Here is a 17,424-nt window from a genome sequence, read left to right as displayed (position 1 = left end):
AAAAAAGGTAGCTCCAGGTTTTTGGTAGCTGCCAGGGCTACCACCTTTTCCTTGTCGAGGGCTAACCGCTTGCTCCAGTAATTACGGTAGGAATACCACATCCAGAAGAAATACCTTAGGAAAAGGGTGAAAAAAAACAGGTAAAAGCCAACAGCAACTAGATATAAAACCTGGGCAGGGCTTATTATTTCCCAATCCATTCTTATCTCCCCCAATCAGGGTATTTACGCCGCCACCTATTATAGCATTAGAAGACATTGCCACCAATTGGGTTTAATGATGGTACAAAGGCAAAAGACATTCTCCAGATTACAAAGAGGTCATTTATCCACATTTTTGTCTCATTTGCTTTGCATTCGGCTTGATTCCTTTTCCTGGCAGTATTATATTGACGGCGTAACTTAAAAATAATATAATCAAAAAGAGGTGAGCAACTCTGGGAAACTGGTCTATAGCCGTGGCCTTCGCCGCCGGTATGCTATCCTTTTTTTCACCCTGTATTATACCTTTGTTGCCGGCCTATTTTACTTACCTAGGCGGCTCAGCCGTAGCTAGCGGTAAGGTAGAGGAACTGGACCGCTCTTTTTTAGCCGGCCGGGCGGCTCTCTTTACCGCCGGCTTTTCCCTGATCTTTATCCTCCTGGGGACCTCGGCCGGTGGCCTGGGCTCTCTGCTCCAGCTGTACCGTCCCTTTTTAAACCGTGCCGGGGGAATCCTGATTATATTCTTCGGTTTGCAGGTGGCCGGAATTGTCCGTCTGCCCTTTTTAAATCAAGAAAAAAAGTGGTACATGCAGCCCCGGGCTCCAGGCGTCGCCCCTTCCTTTCTGCTGGGGATGGCCTTTGCCGCTGGCTGGACGCCCTGCATCGGCCCGGTCCTGGCTTCTATTTTGATTTACGCCGGCAGCCAGGCCACCCTTTTTAAGGGTATGCTTCTCCTTACTTTTTACTCCCTTGGGCTGGCAGTTCCATTTATCGCCAGCGCCCTGGCCCTAGGACCGGTTTTTCGCCTTTTACGCCAGTTTTCTCGTTATTTACCCATTATATCCTTTGTAAGCGGGATTATACTTATTATTATGGGTTTGCTGGTCTTTTTCGGGCGGCTGAATACTTTTATCTAGGAGGAGACCCCATGCCGAAAAACTGGAAGGTGCCCCTCATAATCATAGTCATTATGTTTGCTGTCCTGGCAGCTTCCTTTATCCTGCCGGGCCGCCAGGGCAACAAAGTCCTGGCACCTGCATTTACCCTGCCAACCCTGGATGGTGGTCAGGTCAGCCTGGCAAGCTTTAAGGGCCAGGTGGTAGTATTGAACTTCTGGGCCACCTGGTGTCCCTATTGTGTGGCCGAAATGGAGGAACTGGATAAAGCAGCGGGGAGACTGGCGGACCAGGGGGTGAAGGTCCTGGCCGTCAATATCATGCAGCGGGAGACAGAGGCCGGCATCCGGGCCTTCCTGGGAAATAAGGAGCATAATTACCTCGTACTCCTGGACCACGACAGCCGGGTTGCAAGGAGCTACGGAGTCGCCGGCATTCCCACTACCTTTATCATCGACCGCCAGGGCCAGATCCGCCGGGTCAAACAAGGGCCCCTGGGGCCAGGAGAACTGGATAATCTTGTAAAGGATCTCCTTTGAGTTTGAGCCTCCTTGTTACCCGCGAAAAAACAGCCCCTTAACAATGGGGCTGTTTTTACTTAAGTTTAGCAAGAGATAAGGTAGTGTGTTGCTTTACAAACCCATATAACCGCGCATCATGGCAGGGCCGTAGAAGGCTGAATTCTGGTTACCCGGGTTGGGGTTATTGCCAAAACCGCCCAGGAATCCGCGGCCCCAGCCTCCCATCATGCCATAGCCCGCCCCGCCATGGCAGGCGCCGGGAACTATACCATATTTGCTATGGTATTCTTCCATGTCCCGGATACTTTCTTTAATCGCCTCACCTTGTTCCTTAGTTAGTTCGCCAGCTTCAACATACTTGTCGACAATTTGCTGACGCAGCTCGATAATCTGCTGGTACAAGGAATCAATCTCAGCTTTTTGCTGGTCGGTAACTGCCGCAAAGGCCACCGGTGCCAGCACCCCCAGCATCAACACTATGGCGAGGACGAGGGCAATTTTTTTCGTCACCCGCGCCACCTCCTTTCGAGGTATATTCTACCTGGCAGGAATGATAAAAATATGAATAAAGTATGAAGAAAATTTGAAACTTGACAGAGCTGGAGCCTTTAATTTATACTTTATTCGATAATACTATAAATTAATTTAAGTTAAATCCCAGGAGAGCGAAAGAAAATGCGGGTCTGTGGTAAACGCATCCGGGAACTGAGGGAAGAACGGGGTTATTCACTTCAGGACCTAGCTAAAAAAGCCGAAGTTTCCGTTTCATATTTAAGCGAGATCGAACGGGGAGCGAAAAAACCTTCCCTGAAAACCCTTGATAAAATAGCCGTGGCTTTAAATCTCCCCCGGGAGCAACTCGTGGAGGCCGGTAATGAGCGGGGCCTCGCCCTGGGGGAGAGGCTCCGCCTCTTGCGGGAAAAAAAAGGTAAAAGTTTGAGCACCCTGGCCGAGGAAGCCGGTATCTCTATTTCCTATCTGAGTGAAATAGAGAGGGGAAATGTATACCCGGCCATCGATACCCTGAAAAAAATTACTACCGTCCTCGATGTCCCTTTAAGTACAGTTATCGGTACAGGCGGTTCACTGGGACATAAATTGCGCCAGGCCCGGGAAGAACAGGGCTTTACCCAGGCTGACCTGGCCCGGGCGGCCGGAGTTTCGGCCGGCCTCATCGGCCAGATAGAACAGGGGAAGGTACAGCCTTCGTTAAAAACCCTGGAAAAAATCGGCGAAGTCTTAAATATTTCTCCCTGTTATTTTATAGCTGATGATGCTGGTTTGGATGAGATGCTAAACCAGATGAGCCCTGCAGTACGCCGGTTGCTAATGGAACCCCAGGTACAATCTGTATTGCGCCTGGTGTGTAATTGTACCGAGGATGAACTCCGTTTTATCCTCAATTTTATCCAGCTCTATAAACGCTGCCACTAACCTAAAGACGGAGCCGGGTGATAATATCCTGGAGGATGGTCGCCGAGTGCCTGAGGGCAGCCAGTTCCCCGGTTCCCAGGGGAATGGCCAGGACCTTTTCCCGCCCCTGGCTGCCTACCACACAGGGGAGACTTAAGGCCACCTCACCCTCGAGACCGTAAAGATCGCGGATGACGCTGGAAACGGTGAGGACGCTTTTCTCATCCCGGAGGATACTTTCGGTAATTCGACTTAAAGCCAGGGCTACACCATAAGCAGTAGCCCCTTTGCGTTCGATGATCGTATAGGCAGCCTCCTTGACCTGGCGGCTTATTTCAATACGGAAGGCATCTTCTTCTATAGTACCGTCCAGAAGGTAAAACTCCTCCAGGTATACCCCGGCCACATTGGCTAAACTCCAAACGGGCACTTCGGTATCACCATGCTCGCCGATTACATAGGCATGGATATTGCGGGGGTCGACGTGGAGGTGCCGGCTCAAAAGGTGGCGAAAACGGGCGCTATCCAGGACAGTCCCTGAGCCCAGGACCTTGGTCTCTGGTAGCCCCGAGAGTTTCCAGGCCACATAGGTAAGGACATCAACCGGGTTGGCAACCATAATGATTAAAGCATCCGGGCAGTGCTGCAAAAGGGGCGGCAGGGCCTCGCGGACAATGGCCGTATTGCGGTGCACCAGGTCCAGGCGGGTTTCCCCGGGCTGCTGGTTAGCACCGGCGGTGAAAATAATAATACGAGCACCGGCACAGTCGGCCGGGTTCCCGGCATAAATTTTTACGGGGCGGATTAAAGTGGCCGCGTGGGCGAGGTCCATGGCTTCCCCTTCAGCCCGGGCGCGGTTAATGTCGACGAGGACTATTTCTTTGACGATAGGGCTGAAGAGGAGGGCAAAAGCGGTACTGGCGCCAACATAGCCAGCGCCGATGATGGCTACCTTGGCAGGACCCTGCAAGGGCATAATATCACCTCCACGTATATTTTCCACTGTTACTAGGAGGGTTATACGGCAGCTGGAGCTATAAATTATGAACCTCAATTACTGGTTAACTTTTATTACCACAGTAGAAAAAGGCACCCTTTCCGCGGCAGCCGAGGATCTGCACCTTACCCAACCGGCGGTTAGCAAACAGCTTCAGGCCCTGGAGGATTACTACGGCGCGCGTTTGCTTGAACGCCGGGGCCGCGAAGTACGGCTGACGGCGGCCGGGGAGATTTGTTACCGGCATGCTAAAGCTATTGCCCGCCACCTGGAACAAAGCCGGCGGGAACTGGCAGAACTGACCCGGTTGGTGAAGGGCCGTTTGCTTCTTGGAGCCAGCACTACGCCGGGCCAGTATATCCTGCCCCGGCTGATTGGTAGTTTCCGGCGGGAATATCCCCGGGTGGAAGTCGTGGTAGAGATTGCCGACTCCCAGGAAGTGATCCGGCGCCTGCAGGATGGAGAAATCGACCTTGGGGTTGTCGGCGTCGGGGGCCGAGTCCGTAGCCTTTCCTATAGCCGTCTGGTAGAGGATGAACTGGTCCTCATTGTTCCCCCGGGGCACCGCCTGGCCGGGGTTAAAGTTGCAACTCCCCGGGATTTACAGGGCGAGGCCCTGGTCTGGCGGGAGGCCGGTTCGGGTACCCGCAAGGTGGTGGAAGAACGCCTGCAGAAAGCCGGTTTCACCGTTGATTCTTCCCAGATCGTCATGGAGCTGGGGAGTACGGAAGCCATTGTCAGTGCCGTGGAGGCCGGCCTTGGTATTTCCCTGGTCACCTGCTGGGCGGTGGAAAAAAGCGTCAAACTCGGCCGTCTCTTTACTGTTCCCCTCCAGGGTGTAAATTTAAAGCGCGATTTGTACCTGGTGCGGCGTCGCCAGCTTTTAAGCCCGGCAGCCGAGGCCTTTACCTGTTTTTTGGAAAAACATCATCTTCAGCTACCGTTACCTGTTAATAGTTAATCGGGACTAAAAGGACTATCAATATCTTGACGGGACAAAGGGATAAGAGTATGATAAAATAAAATTACATACCATCTCCGAGCCGGTATCACCTAAGGGCCACCAGCCTATGGGACACCGGCCTGGGTCGTCAGTACCCACGGGGTAGGTCGGGAAACGGGCCTGCCTCCCCTTGCTCGGAAAGGAGATGCGGCGTGGCAGGGCATTGACGCCCCGGCATCCTTTGCGAGCCGGGGCATTTACTTATTTAGGGCCGGCAGGCTCATAAAATTTGCGGGAGGTTGATTAACTTTGAGACGAATCTTGAAGATAGTAGTCATTACTATGCTGGCACTTCTTTTTTTAACTGGTTGTACCTCGCAAAAGGAAAGCGTAAACGCGGCCAGGCAAGGAGAAACTAAAGAGCTGCAAATTTTTGCCGGGGCCGCCAGTAAACCTCCCCTGGAGGAGATTGCTACGCTTTTTTGGCAAAAGTACGGTGTTAAGGTAAACCTTACCTTTGGCGGTTCGGGTTCTGTTCTTTCCCAGATGAAATTATCCCGCCGGGGCGATATTTACATCCCCGGTTCTTCTGATTTTATGGAAATGGCCAAGAAAGAGGGCGTTGTGGATCCCCAAACCGAACAGATACTGGTTTACCTTATACCGGCTATTAATGTGCCCAGGGGCAACCCGCAAGGGATCCGGTCTTTAAACGATCTAGCCCGTCCCGGGGTGCGGGTGGGCCTGGCACGTCCCGATACAGTCTGCGTAGGCCTTTACGGGGTAGAGGTCTTGGAGAAAGCCGGCCTGGCTGACAAGGTCAAAAAGAATATTGTTACTTATGCGGAAAGCTGCGAGAAAACAGCCAATCTGGTAGCCCTAAAGCAAGTAGACGCCGTTTTGGGCTGGGATGTCTTCCAAAAATGGGACCCGGCCAAGATTGAAACAATCTATTTGCCGCCGGAACAGGTAACCCGCATTGGTTATATTCCCGCAGCCATCTCCAGCTTTTCCCAGCAAAAGGAGCTGGCCGCCTTATTTTTGACTTTTCTCACCTCAGAAGAAGGCAAAGAAGTTTTCCGGAAATACGGTTACCTGGGAAGCATTGAAGAAGCGCGTAAATTTGCCCCGGAGGCGCCGGTTGGGGGCGAATACCAGTTGCCTGCAGACTGGAGGTAAGCTACCAGGCCAGGGTTTTAGAAATGAGGGTGAAGAAGGAAAGTGGGCGGGAAAAAAATTGCCGCTAAGGCCTTTACCATGGCTTTCAGCGGCCTTCTTACCATGGTGTCGATGTATATCTTACTACTTTTATTCTCCCAGGTTAGCTATTTGAACAAAGAAGTACTTCTCAGCAGTCTAAAAGATAGAGAGGTTCATTTTGCCCTGGCCCTCTCTTTAGAATCGGCCCTTATAGTGGCTACGCTGGCCCTTTTAGTTGGCATACCTGCCGGTTATGCCCTGTCGCGCTTCAGCGTGCCGGCTAAAGCGGTTATTGATACCATTATGGATCTGCCGGTGGTTATCTCACCCGTTGCCCTAGGGGCGATACTGCTAATTTTTTTTAATACGGCTCCAGGATTGTTTTTTCAGGAGCATTTTTTCCCGGTAGTTTTTAACGTAACCGGCATTATTGTCGCCCAGGCCACCATTGTCATTTTTCTGGCCATTCGTTTGATGAAATCCATTTTTGACTCTATAGACCCGGCCTATGAAATGGCGGCCCGGGTCCTGGGGGAAAGCAGGAGCGGGGCCTTTTGGCGAGTGACTTTGCCCATGGCCAGACCGGGTATTATGGCTACCTTTATACTCTCCTGGGCCCGGGCCCTGGGTGAGTTTGGCGCCACAGTTACCTTGGCAGGAGCTACCAAGATGAAAACCGAGACCTTACCGATTGCCATTTATTTAAATCTCTCTTCTGTAAAAATTGAAAAGGCAGTGGCCCTGGTAAGCATTATAGTTCTGATGGCCTTTTTAATTCTCCTGGCTTTACGTTTACTGACGGATAAAGGAGCATTGTACCAGTGATCCACGTTGAAAATCTAACCGTAGCTGGCCCCGGTTTTTACCTGGACGATATTTCCTTCAAGGTAAACAAAGCCGAATATCTGATTATTCTAGGGCCGTCCGGTGCCGGGAAGACGGTACTGTTAGATACTCTGGCAGGCCTTAAAAAACCCCAGAAAGGCAGGATACTCTTTGCCGGCCGGGACGTTACCCGTGCTTTGCCGGAAGAACGGAAGATTGGTTATATTCAACAAAACCTTGCTTTATTTCCTCACCTTTCTGTCATGGAAAACATCACCTTTGGCGCCCGTCCCAACCGGATCCCGCCTGCCAGGGCCGGCGAGCGAGCCAGGGAATTAGCGGCACTCCTTGGCATTGAACACCTTTTAAGCCGTGCCAATCCCCTGACTTTAAGCGGCGGTGAAAAACAGCGGGTGGCCCTGGCCAGGACCCTGCTGGTAGAACCTGATATTATATTGATGGACGAACCCTTTTCTGCCCTTGATAGTTTTACCAGAAGGCAGTTGATTTTTTTACTCCCGGAGATTTTTGCTCAATTCCAGGTCACGGTTATCCATGTCACCCATGACCTCCAGGAAGCCTTTCTCCTGGGGGATAAAATTGCCGTTTTAATTGACGGGCGCCTGCACCAGATAGGCAGCCGGGACGAGATTTACCGCCGGCCGGCCACCCTGGCCGTAGCCAGGTTATTATTAAACCGGAATACCTTGAGCGGCAGGGTGATAGACTTTTCCACCGGTGAAATTGTCGCCCGTATTGAGGAAGGGCTTGATTTTAAATTGCCGGCAACTCCCCATATACAGCCGGGCGATAAAATTCATTTTGGCATCAACCCGCGGGAAATAGTTATTATTCGCCCCGACCGTCCCCTGACGCCGAGGGTGCGGTCTAATATTTTTCCAGCCACTGTACGGCGGATTTTTGACCAGTATGGTAGTTACTTATTGTTCTTAGATCTTGCCGGTACAGGAATAGAGATTGAATTGGAGCTTCCAAGTTATATTTACCATGATATGGCTATCAGCATAGGTAACAACGTGACTGTATCTTTAAAAAAAGATTCTTTCTGGGTTTTACCGGCAGATAAAGAAGGATAATCTGGCAGTAGAATCTAAGGTAAGATTGCAATAACATATTTATTCAAATATAATCATTTTAAAACCAGGAACCACCTTACCGGAGGCGCAACTTGCAATGTATGAAGCAGCCGGGATCGTCCTGGCAGGAGGCAAAAGTACCCGTATGGGTACCAATAAAGCCCTCCTGCCCCTGGGGAAGGAATCCATGCTGGCCACGGTCGTGGCAGCTTTACGGCCGTTATTTTCTGACATAATCGTTGTCACCAATACCCCGGAACTGTACCGGGACTTAAAGGCGCGCCTGGTCCCGGATGTTATCCCCGGCCGGGGACCTTTAAGCGGTTTCCATGCCGGCCTCTTGGCTTCAACTTATCGATACAACTTTATCGTGGCCTGCGATATGCCTTTCCTGCAACCGAGTTTTATAATGTATCTCCTTGAACAGGCTCCGGGTTACGATGTGGTAGTGCCGCGCCGGGGTGAGTACCTGCAGCCCCTGCACGCCGTTTATTCCCGGGATTGTTTAAAAGCCATTGAAGATTGCCTGATAGAGGGAAAATATAAGGCCTTTGCCTTTTATCCCCGGGTAAAGGTGCGTTATGTGGACGTTGACCGGCTGGTTGGTTCCAATGACCCCGAGAAGATTTTCTTCAATATCAACACCCCGGACGACCTGGCCCGGGCGCGGCGCATGCTGCGGGACAGCACCACCTCCGGTGAAGTGCAGCCTTGATAGCACGAGAGGAATAAATTCGTCTATTCCTGGCGAAAGGATGCAACGCAATGCCACCTTTATCCCTGGAGGTAGCCCGGGCGATGTTACTGACCGGGTTAAAACCGCCCGGCCGGGTTAAAGTAAGACTGGAGGAGGCTGCCGGACGGGTCCTGGCGGTAGCGGTAACAGCCCCGGGGCCCTTTCCACCTTTTCCCCGTGCCCTGGTCGACGGCTACGCCGTGGGGCCGCCGCTCCCCGCCTCCGCTACCATCCCCGCCGGGTCTGCTGATCCGGGGGCAATCTACCGCCTGGTGGGGACGGTTCCGGCCGGCAGCAATCCCGGCATCACCTTAAGTCCGGGGACGGCGGCAGCCATTTTTACCGGTGCCCGTCCTCCGGCAGGGACGGTGGCCATTATTCCCCGGGAGCTGGTAAAACAGCGGGGAGAATTTATCAGCATACCCGGCCTGCCTTCCGGCAGCTATCTGGAACCGGCCGGAGCCGAAGTGAAAAGCGGGGAGGAGATACTGGCCGCCGGTACCACCCTGGGACCCGCGGAAATCGGCCTTCTAGCCGCCCTGGGTTTGCGGGAAGTGCTGGTTTACCAGCGGCCCCGGGTGATTCTGGCCGCCACCGGAAGCGAGTTGTTGGACCCGGCCGGTCCAGGGAAAAGTCTCCCGGGTGACAATCAGGCAGGGAACCCTCCTAACCGCATGGCAGATTATCCTGATGTCAATGTTCCTCCCTATATATATAGCAGTAACTTTTATGCCCTGGCAGCAGCCGTAGAAGCCTCCGGCGGCCAGGCAATATCCTTGGGCCTTTTAGCCGACAACCTGGAAGAACAGGTAAAGGCCTACCGTTGGGGACTGCAGGAAGGGGATCTGCTTCTGACCACCGGCGGCGCCGGCGGCAGCCCCTTTGACTTTACACCTGCTGCCTTTAGCAGGACCGGGTGCGAGATACTCTTTACGGAACTGGCTATTCGCCCCGGACGACGGGTCATAGCTGCACGCTCGGGGGCAAAATTGATGCTGGGCCTGCCCGGAACGCCGCCGGCGGCCATGGTGTTGTTTTACCTCCTGGCGGTGCCAGTTATCCGAGCTCTCGGTGGCCGGGAGCCGGCACCGCTAACTTTTTTAGCTCGGCTGGGGGAAGCCATTGACCGACCGCGACCGGAACGAACCTTTCACTGGGCCCGGGCCCGGGCCTGCGGCAGTTATTGGGAGGTCACACCCTTGCCGCGTCGACCCGGCGGCATTCGCGCTGCTATAGGGGCCAACGCTTTGATTGATTTACCTCCACACGCAGCACCCGCGGCCGGGGAAGAAGTCCGGGTGATAATGATTAAGTAAAATAATGGGAATGGAGGTTTTTGTGATAACATGAGTACACCTGTTATCTCCGTAGTTGGCAAGTCCGATGTCGGGAAAACAACATTACTTACCAAACTCCTGCCGGAGTTAAAACGGCGGGGTTACCGGGTCGCTACTATTAAGCATGATACTCACGGCTTTGACATCGACCGCCCTGGTAAGGATACCTGGCGCCACGCCGAAGCCGGGGCCGACGTTGTCGTAATTTCTTCACCCAGCAAGATGGCTTTCATTGAAAAAGTTGATGCAGAGCTCCCTCTGGATGCCATTGCAGAACGCATTCAGAATGTCGATCTGATTATCACTGAAGGCTACAAGCGCGGTGACAAACCTAAGATCGAAGTCCACCGTGCGGCTGTAAGCGGCGAGCTCCTGTGTGAACCGCAAGAACTTCTGGCCGTGGCTACAGACGAGCCCCTGGCCATTGACGTCCCTTGTTATGGTCTGGATGACGCCGCGGGCCTGGTGGACCTGATTGAAGAGCGGATTCTTGCGCCGGCAGGCAGGAAGCGGAGGGCAATTTAACATGGGCAGAGGAGGAATATTACATGGGCCGGCCACTTAATGCTTATGACCGGGCGTTAATGAACCTGCAAGAAAACATCTTACAACTGGGTGATTACGTTGCCGACCAGGTAGATAAAGCCCTGGCTGCCCTTAAGGCCCAGGATTGTAACCTTGCACGCCTGGTGGTAGAGGGCGATAACTTTGCCGATGACCTGGATTACAACATTGAGATGGCGGCCCTGGACCTGATCTCTCTACAACAACCCCGAGGGGAAGACCTGCGTATCCTGGCTACCGTCATGCGGGTAGGCAAGGAACTGGAACGCATCGGCGATTATGCCGTCAATATTGCCGAGATAGCCGGCCGCCTCGCCAGTCTGGGACCATACTTCAAACCCCTGGTAGATATTCCCCGCATGAGTGACCTGGCCCAGGCTATGCTGAGGAAAAGCCTCCAGGCCCTGGTAGACCGCGACCTGGAGGCAGCCAGGGAAATAGTCCGGGCCGATGATGCCGTCGACCGTCTTTTTGAAGACCTGTACGACGAACTGGTAGGTTTTATGAAGCAGGGGCCGGAGTATGTCGACCAGGCCAGTTATCTCGCCCTGGTGGCCCGTTACCTGGAACGTATTGCCGACCATGCCGTGAACGTCGCCGAGATGGTCGTCTACAGGGAGACAGGACAGCGCCGCGCCTTTAAAGACTACCAGGGGCCTCAGAAAACAATCCTGCCGGGGTGTGACAATAAGAGGACCAGCTCCGGTAATGTAGAGGGATAATAGCTTGAGTTCGTTGATATTCCCCATTGCCACCGGGCTGGCAGGTGGTCTGGCCCTTTTCCTTTTTGGCATGCATCTTATCAGTACCGGCCTGCAAAAGGCGGCGGCCCGCCAGGTGCAGCAGCTCCTGGGGGCGGTAACGAAAAATCGCTTCTTTGGTATGCTGGCGGGGCTGGTGGTGACCATTTTCCTTCAGACCAGCGCTGTCACGACGGTGCTGCTGGTAGGCTTTGTCAGCGCGGAGCTCATGAGCCTGGGCCAGGCCCTGGGGGTCATCCTGGGGGCGGCTATTGGCTCTACCCTGACGGCCCAGCTTATTGCCCTGCGCCTCAGCGACTACGCCCTGTGGGCCGTGGCAGCCGGCCTCATACCATACTTCTTTGCCAGGCGCCTGCGCTGGCGCTACCTGGGACAGGCTATCCTCGGTTTTGGCCTTATCTTTTACGGGGCGGCCCTTATGGGTACGGCCGTAGCCCCCTTAAATACCCTGCCCGGCTTTAAAACTGCCTTGAGCCCCCTGGCCGCCCACCCCTGGCTAATGATGCTGGCAGCCACCCTTTTTACCGGCGTTGTCCAGGCCAGCGCGGCAACAGTGGTCCTGGCTATGACCCTGGCCGCCCAGGGTGCCCTGCCCCTGGAAGCGGCTCTGGCCATGGTCCTGGGAGCCAACCTGGGTACCACAGCTACAGCCCTCATTTCCAGCATTGCCCTGTCCCGGGAAGCCAAAAGGGTAGCCCTGGCCCATTTCTTTTTTAAGCTGGCGGGTACCCTCCTCTTTCTACCCTTTTTGGGACTGTACAGTTATTTATCCCGGCTGACTTCTCCGGATATTGCCCGCCAGGTGGCCAACGGCCACACCCTTTTTAATGTTATTAATATGATCCTCTTTCTTCCTTTTACTCCCCGGGTAGGCCGCCTTATGGAAAAGGTCCTCCCCAGCGCTCCCGAGGAAGAAAAGGTGGCCAAGTACCTGGATACAAAAGTCCTGGAGATACCAGAACTGGCCCTGGCCCGCGCGACCCAGGAGCTTTTACGCATGGCCGGCATCATCAGGGAAGAGATGTTTCCCCGGGTGATGCAGCCCTTAGCCGAGCGGGAAGTTGAATTACTGGAAAAGCTGCGCAGCCTGGACAATATCCTTGACTATCTTTACCGGGCGGTGGCCAGGTATCTCGCCCAGTTGAACCAGGGCAACCTTACCGACGACCAGTTAGTGGCCCAGACCAAGCTCCTCTATATAGCCAATGACCTGGAGCATATTGGCGACGTGGTCGTGGAAATGGCCCACCAGTGGCGGAAAATTGAAGCCAGCGGGGTGGAGTTTTCCCCGGCGGGGCAGGCTGAACTCCAGGAGATGTTTAATAAAGTCAAGGAGAATTTTGCGACGGCCATCCAGGCCTTCGCCGCCGATGACGAAGCCCTGGCTGCCAGGGTCATAAGGGATCATCCTGAAATCTTACGCCTGGAAAAGAACCTGCGCTACTCCCATTTCCAGCGGTTGCAGCAGGAGAACCGCCTCAGTTTAGAAACCACATCCATCCACATGGATCTCATCAACCAGCTCCTGCGCCTCAACATGCATAGCGTCAGCATAGCCCAGGCGGTTATGGGGATTATTTAACTTGCAGGCCCTTGTGGTAAAGTTATTTTTTTGCTAAGATAGCTTTCTGGAAAAAAAGGAAGGAGTTGAATTAACTTTGCAAGGCATCTGGTTTTCTGAACTGCAAACCCCCGGCTTGGCTCTATCCGTCAAGCTGAAAAAAACCCTGCACCACGAAAAAACGCCCTATCAGGACCTGGCTGTGGTGGAGACGGAGGCTTACGGGCGCATGTTGCTCCTGGATAACATAATCCAGACCACAGTGGGTGATGAATTTTTTTACCACGAGATGATGGCCCACGTACCTTTAAATACCCACCCCAATCCCCGTACGGCCCTGGTCATTGGCGGCGGTGACGGTGGTGTTATCCGGGAAATTATCAAACATCCCAGCATTGAAAAAGCCACCCTAGTGGAAATTGACGCCCGGGTGGTGGCCAACGCCAGGGAATACCTGCCGGAGATCGCTTGCGGCCTGGACGATGCCCGGGTGGAGATCCGCTTTGAAGACGGCATCGAGCACGTCCGCCAGATGGAAAACACCTATGACGTGATTATTGTGGATTCCACCGATCCTATTGGCCCGGCGGTAGGGCTCTTCAGCACCGAATTTTACCGTAACGTTTACCGGGCTTTAAAGCCGGACGGGCTCTTTGTCGCCCAGACAGAGTCACCTCTCTTTAACGCCAGGCTTATCCGGCGTATCCAGCGGGATCTGGCAGAGATTTTCCCTATTGCCCGCCTGTACCTGACCACGGTACCCACATACCCCGGCGGTTTCTGGAGCTTCAGCCTGGGGAGCAAGGAGTATGATCCCCTGGAGGTTGACTGGAAAAAGGCACCCCAGCTGGTGACCCGTTTCTACACCCCGGCCATCCACCAGGCAGCCTTTGCCCTGCCGCCCTTTGTCCAGGAAATCCTTGAAAAGCGGGACGAAGAGGAGTTTTAGGGTGCTAAACGGGTTGGGTAAAAAAGGTTGAACGGGGGAAGTAAGATAAGTGTTACCGGGATTTGTCAAAAACCAGGGCTTTATGGCCAGTAGCGATAATTATGAAGCCGCCCGGGTGGTCCTGGCGGGCATCCCCTTTGACGCCACCACCAGCTTTCGCCCCGGCGCCCGCTGGGGCCCCCAGGCCATTCGCGCTGTGTCTGAAGTCCTGGAAGAATACAGCCCGTACCTTAAACGCGAACTGGGGCAGGTGCCTTTTTACGATGCCGGCGACCTCGACCTGGTACCGGGCCGGGTGGAGGCCAACCTGGAACGTATGGAGACGGCTGCTGCCGCCCTTTTCCAGGACGGTAAGCTTCCTTTATTCCTGGGGGGGGAGCACCTGGTGAGCTATCCCCTTATCCGGGCGGCCCGCCGCCACTACCCGGGTCTTGCCGTCCTCCACTTTGACGCCCATGCCGATCTGAGGGAGGAATACCTGGGGGAAAGGCTTTCCCATGCTACCGTCATGCGCCTGGTGGCAGAGGAAATCGGCCCGGGCAACCTTTACCAGTTTGGCATCCGTTCCGGTACCTGGGGCGAATTCGCCTACGGCCAGGAAGAGACCAATTTTTTTATGGACGTCATCACCACCCCCCTGGAGAAGCTGGTACCCGAACTGGCATCTCGCCCCCTCTATGTTAGCATAGATATTGACGTCGTGGACCCAGCTTTCGCTCCCGGCACCGGGACCCCCGAACCGGGGGGCTGTACGCCCCGGGAGATCCTGCAGGTTATCTACCTGCTGCGGCAGGCCAGGGTAGTGGCCTTTGACCTGGTAGAGGTATGCCCGGCCTACGATCACGGTAACATTACCGCCATCCTGGCAAGCAAAATCACCCGTGAGGCTATCCTCGCCTGGGGTTAGCAGGTGGGAGAAAAATATTTGACTTCCCGGCAGGACCATGCTATAATAACTAACGCAACAGGTTAATGGGGGCGGTTAGCTCAGCGGGAGAGCACCTGCCTTACAAGCAGGGGGTCGGCAGTTCGATCCTGCCACTGCCCACCAGGGAAGGAGCCGTAGTGTAGCGGTTTAACATGTCGGCCTGTCACGCCGAAGATCGCGGGTTCAAATCCCGTCGGCTCCGCCAGACATGCCTCGGTAGCTCAGTTGGTAGAGCAGAGGACTGAAAATCCTCGTGTCGGCGGTTCGATTCCGCCCTGAGGCACCAGTACCAAAGGCCTGGAGATACCAGGCCTTTTCTATTATCAAAACTGATTTACGGAGGCTGACTATGATCACCACTGAATACAGGGAGCGAATCAAGCGTTTCCAGGAGGCCCTGCAGGCCCGGGAATTAGACGGCGCTATCATTTTCCAGGCCGTTGACCTGTATTACCTGAGCGGTACGGCCCAGAGCTGCCACCTTTTTATCCCCGCAATGGGAGAGCCTTTACTCCTGGCCTACCGGGATACCGCCAGGGCGCAGGCCGAGGCTGCCTTAAACCGGGTACTGCCCCTGAAGAGCTTCAGAGAAATACCTGTACTACTGGCCGAAGCCGGCTGGCACGGGCTAAAGCGTTTGGGTTTAGAAATGGATGTCATCCCTTTAAGCCTGTTCCGGCGTTACCAGGAGATTTTCCCGGAATGTCAGTGGGTGGACATAAGCCAAATATTGCGCTCCCAGCGCATGGTCAAGTCCGGCCCGGAACTCGACGCCCTGCGCTATGCTGCGGGCAGGCACGCCGAAGTCTTTAAGTACATAAGCAGCGTGATAAGGCCGGGGATGACGGAACTGGAAATCGCCGCCGAGTTTGAAGGCTACGCCCGCCGTCTGGGCCACCAGGGTACAAAACGTTTCCGTGGCCAGGAGCAGGGAATGATACCGGGCATAGTTGCGGCCGGGGCCAATGCCGCCCTGGCTTCCTGTTACGACATACCCCTGGCCGGAAATGGCCTCACGCCCCTGTATCCCCTGGGTCCCAGCCAGCACCGCTGGGAGAAGGGGGAACCCCTGCTCATTGACTACGCCGGCGTTTACGGCGATTATACCGTCGACCAGACGCGCATTTACCTGGATGCAGCCGCGGCGCCTGTTTTGCAAAAAGCCCAGGAAGTAGCCGTGGAGATAGCAGCCAGGGTGGCGGAGAAGGCCAGGCCCGGTGTGACGGCAGGCGAGCTTTATGACCTGGCCGTCAAGATGGCCGGCCAGGCCGGGCTGGGCGAATACTTCATGGGTCATGGCCGCCAGGTTAGTTATATTGGCCACGGTATCGGGCTGGAATTGAACGAGTGGCCAGTCATCGCCAGAGGGAATAATACCGTCCTGGCAGCGGGGATGGTCTTTGCCCTGGAGCCCAAGTTTGTCTTTCCGGGCCAGGGCAGCGCCGGGGTAGAAGATACGTATGTGGTTACGGAAAAAGGAGCAGTAAGCCTAACTTATTAAAGAAAACACTAACATCATTTTTCCTCCGGCCAGAAAATCTTTAAATTTATAAACAGGCCTGGTACCAGGGGGCGAGAGCAGGATTATATTCTTAATTGCCGAATATGTATATAAGAGGTAGTTACATACATTCTATCCGTGGTGGAGTATAGAGAGCCCAATGGATACCGGTTGCCAGAAAGCTATTGATGCACGCCTTAAATTAGCTAAACTTGAACTCCAGGTGGCCTTGCTGGCCCGGGCCGGTTTAAAGCGTTGGGAAATAGCCACGGCTTTAGGTTTACAGCAGGGTACCGTTAAATCCCAGCTTGAAAGAGTGGCTACCAAGCTCGGCTCTAATTGGAAGGACAGGAAAAACATCATCTGGCCGGAACTGGAAGAAGAGGTCTTACGGGCCGTAAGGTCTTTGCAGGAACAGAATAAGCAGGAAATCAGCTTTAACTCTGCCCGCCTGGCAATGGAAGGGGAAATCTCCCCGGATGAAGCTGCTATCCTCCAGCTGCAAGGTGTGCCTTCCAGGGTAGGGAGTACTTACCTGCGCCAAGCCCGGGCCGTCCAGTGGCACCTGCTCCTCCTGGGGGAAGGCCGTGTTTTGCATGTTGGTGCCGCCGCCCGCTTCTGGATAAAACCAGCCCTGGCAGCCCTTGCTGACAACAAATACATCCGTTATTTACACAGCGATAATGGGGACGATCCCTACCGGCCCTGGTGGTTGCCCTATACTACCAGTGGTCGTGCCCGGGGTACCCGGGCTGCCTATTACAAACTCGGAGATGCCTCTGCCGGCGATTACGTCCGCAATTACCTGCAAGCCTGGCTTGATGGCGAGCTAGCGGATTATATCACCCACCTTTATAGCCGTATGCAGCAGCGATGGCAGGCTTTAAGCCGGATTGCCCGAAGCGCCGGGCGACCTGAACCTATACCTCCTCCCACGCGGGCCGAGCTGCTAGGAGAGGCCCGGCAAGTTCTCGGGATAAGTTAAATATTAA

At 54.4% G+C, this 17,424-nt stretch carries 18 protein-coding genes, 3 tRNA genes, 1 pseudogene and 1 riboswitch; of the genes and pseudogenes, 19 read left to right on the top strand and 3 right to left on the bottom strand.

All coding sequences use genetic code 11. The annotated features are described in order from the left end of the window. Positions 1-200 (bottom strand): annotated as a pseudogene (locus tag E308F_RS16275) (glycosyl transferase); the annotation flags it as partial. 257 nt (positions 201-457) lie between these two features. Here E308F_RS16275 and E308F_RS12570 point away from each other — a divergent pair. Both E308F_RS12570 and E308F_RS12565 read left to right on the top strand, forming a co-directional pair. Continuing rightward, complete coding sequence (locus E308F_RS12570; protein WP_216363876.1) at positions 458-1,120, top strand: cytochrome c biogenesis CcdA family protein; 663 nt, start codon at positions 458-460, stop codon at positions 1,118-1,120. An 11-nt stretch (positions 1,121-1,131) separates the two neighbouring features. Further along, on the top strand, positions 1,132-1,638 hold the full coding sequence (locus tag E308F_RS12565) for a peroxiredoxin family protein (RefSeq protein ID WP_141265196.1): 507 nt from the start codon (positions 1,132-1,134) through the stop codon (positions 1,636-1,638). A gap of 93 nt (positions 1,639-1,731) precedes the next feature. Here E308F_RS12565 and E308F_RS12560 read toward each other — a convergent pair whose 3' ends face one another. Continuing rightward, on the bottom strand, positions 1,732-2,130 hold the full coding sequence (locus tag E308F_RS12560; RefSeq protein WP_141265195.1) for a YckD family protein: 399 nt from the start codon (positions 2,128-2,130) through the stop codon (positions 1,732-1,734). A gap of 165 nt (positions 2,131-2,295) precedes the next feature. On the opposite strand from E308F_RS12560, the gene E308F_RS12555 reads away from it, so the two are divergent. Then, positions 2,296-3,054 (top strand): helix-turn-helix domain-containing protein, encoded by a 759-nt coding sequence (locus E308F_RS12555; protein WP_141265194.1) that lies wholly within the window; start codon positions 2,296-2,298, stop codon positions 3,052-3,054. A gap of 1 nt (position 3,055) precedes the next feature. Here E308F_RS12555 and E308F_RS12550 read toward each other — a convergent pair whose 3' ends face one another. Next, positions 3,056-4,009 (bottom strand): L-lactate dehydrogenase, encoded by a 954-nt coding sequence (locus tag E308F_RS12550; RefSeq protein WP_141265193.1) that lies wholly within the window; start codon positions 4,007-4,009, stop codon positions 3,056-3,058. 67 nt (positions 4,010-4,076) lie between these two features. Between E308F_RS12550 and E308F_RS12545 the strand changes: the two genes are divergently transcribed. From E308F_RS12545 to E308F_RS12470, 16 genes are all read left to right on the top strand, one after another. Then, positions 4,077-4,991, top strand: coding sequence for a selenium metabolism-associated LysR family transcriptional regulator (locus E308F_RS12545; protein ID WP_141265192.1), 915 nt, complete (start codon positions 4,077-4,079; stop codon positions 4,989-4,991). A 63-nt stretch (positions 4,992-5,054) separates the two neighbouring features. Continuing rightward, a riboswitch (molybdenum cofactor riboswitch) is annotated at positions 5,055-5,194 on the top strand. An 88-nt stretch (positions 5,195-5,282) separates the two neighbouring features. Then, positions 5,283-6,152 (top strand): molybdate ABC transporter substrate-binding protein, encoded by an 870-nt coding sequence (modA, locus tag E308F_RS12540; protein ID WP_216363877.1) that lies wholly within the window; start codon positions 5,283-5,285, stop codon positions 6,150-6,152. Between the two features lie 42 nt (positions 6,153-6,194). Then, on the top strand, positions 6,195-6,998 hold the full coding sequence (locus E308F_RS12535; RefSeq protein WP_141265191.1) for an ABC transporter permease: 804 nt from the start codon (positions 6,195-6,197) through the stop codon (positions 6,996-6,998). Further along, the gene (locus tag E308F_RS12530) at positions 6,995-8,095 is read left to right on the top strand and encodes an ABC transporter ATP-binding protein (RefSeq protein WP_172613549.1); all 1,101 of its coding nucleotides are present in this window, start codon (positions 6,995-6,997) and stop codon (positions 8,093-8,095) included. Before E308F_RS12535 ends, E308F_RS12530 begins: the two co-directional genes overlap by 4 nt. A gap of 97 nt (positions 8,096-8,192) precedes the next feature. Beyond that, positions 8,193-8,810: a molybdenum cofactor guanylyltransferase gene (gene mobA / locus E308F_RS12525; RefSeq protein ID WP_141265189.1), complete on the top strand. Its 618-nt coding sequence runs from the start codon at positions 8,193-8,195 to the stop codon at positions 8,808-8,810. Between the two features lie 50 nt (positions 8,811-8,860). After that, a complete protein-coding gene (locus E308F_RS12520) occupies positions 8,861-10,147 on the top strand; it encodes a molybdopterin molybdotransferase MoeA (RefSeq protein ID WP_141265188.1) in 1,287 nt (428 codons plus the stop codon). Between the two features lie 30 nt (positions 10,148-10,177). Continuing rightward, complete coding sequence (mobB, locus tag E308F_RS12515) at positions 10,178-10,693, top strand: molybdopterin-guanine dinucleotide biosynthesis protein B (protein ID WP_141265187.1); 516 nt, start codon at positions 10,178-10,180, stop codon at positions 10,691-10,693. A 23-nt stretch (positions 10,694-10,716) separates the two neighbouring features. After that, the gene (phoU, locus tag E308F_RS12510; protein ID WP_141265186.1) at positions 10,717-11,454 is read left to right on the top strand and encodes a phosphate signaling complex protein PhoU; all 738 of its coding nucleotides are present in this window, start codon (positions 10,717-10,719) and stop codon (positions 11,452-11,454) included. Positions 11,455-11,458: 4 nt separating this feature from the next. Continuing rightward, positions 11,459-13,075, top strand: a complete 1,617-nt coding sequence (locus tag E308F_RS12505) for a Na/Pi cotransporter family protein (RefSeq protein WP_172613550.1) — start codon at positions 11,459-11,461, stop codon at positions 13,073-13,075. Between the two features lie 76 nt (positions 13,076-13,151). Beyond that, entirely contained in the window at positions 13,152-14,003 is an 852-nt protein-coding gene (gene speE / locus E308F_RS12500) for a polyamine aminopropyltransferase (protein ID WP_141265185.1), read from the top strand. An 82-nt stretch (positions 14,004-14,085) separates the two neighbouring features. Further along, positions 14,086-14,910 (top strand): agmatinase, encoded by an 825-nt coding sequence (gene speB, locus E308F_RS12495; protein WP_141265293.1) that lies wholly within the window; start codon positions 14,086-14,088, stop codon positions 14,908-14,910. 69 nt (positions 14,911-14,979) lie between these two features. Further along, positions 14,980-15,054: transfer RNA gene (locus tag E308F_RS12490), tRNA-Val, on the top strand. 5 nt (positions 15,055-15,059) lie between these two features. Then, positions 15,060-15,136 (top strand) — tRNA-Asp (locus tag E308F_RS12485). A 5-nt stretch (positions 15,137-15,141) separates the two neighbouring features. Next, a tRNA-Phe gene (locus E308F_RS12480) sits at positions 15,142-15,217 on the top strand. A gap of 63 nt (positions 15,218-15,280) precedes the next feature. After that, complete coding sequence (locus E308F_RS12475; RefSeq protein ID WP_141265184.1) at positions 15,281-16,432, top strand: M24 family metallopeptidase; 1,152 nt, start codon at positions 15,281-15,283, stop codon at positions 16,430-16,432. Between the two features lie 160 nt (positions 16,433-16,592). Beyond that, the gene (locus E308F_RS12470; RefSeq protein WP_141265183.1) at positions 16,593-17,417 is read left to right on the top strand and encodes a LuxR C-terminal-related transcriptional regulator; all 825 of its coding nucleotides are present in this window, start codon (positions 16,593-16,595) and stop codon (positions 17,415-17,417) included. Positions 17,418-17,424: the final 7 nt, after the last annotated feature.

Source organism: Moorella sp. E308F (genome assembly GCF_006538365.1).
GTDB lineage: Bacteria > Bacillota > DSM-521 > Neomoorellales > Neomoorellaceae > Neomoorella.
Note: the sequence above shows the minus strand (reverse complement) of the source record. Positions and strands in the feature narration are given on the sequence as shown.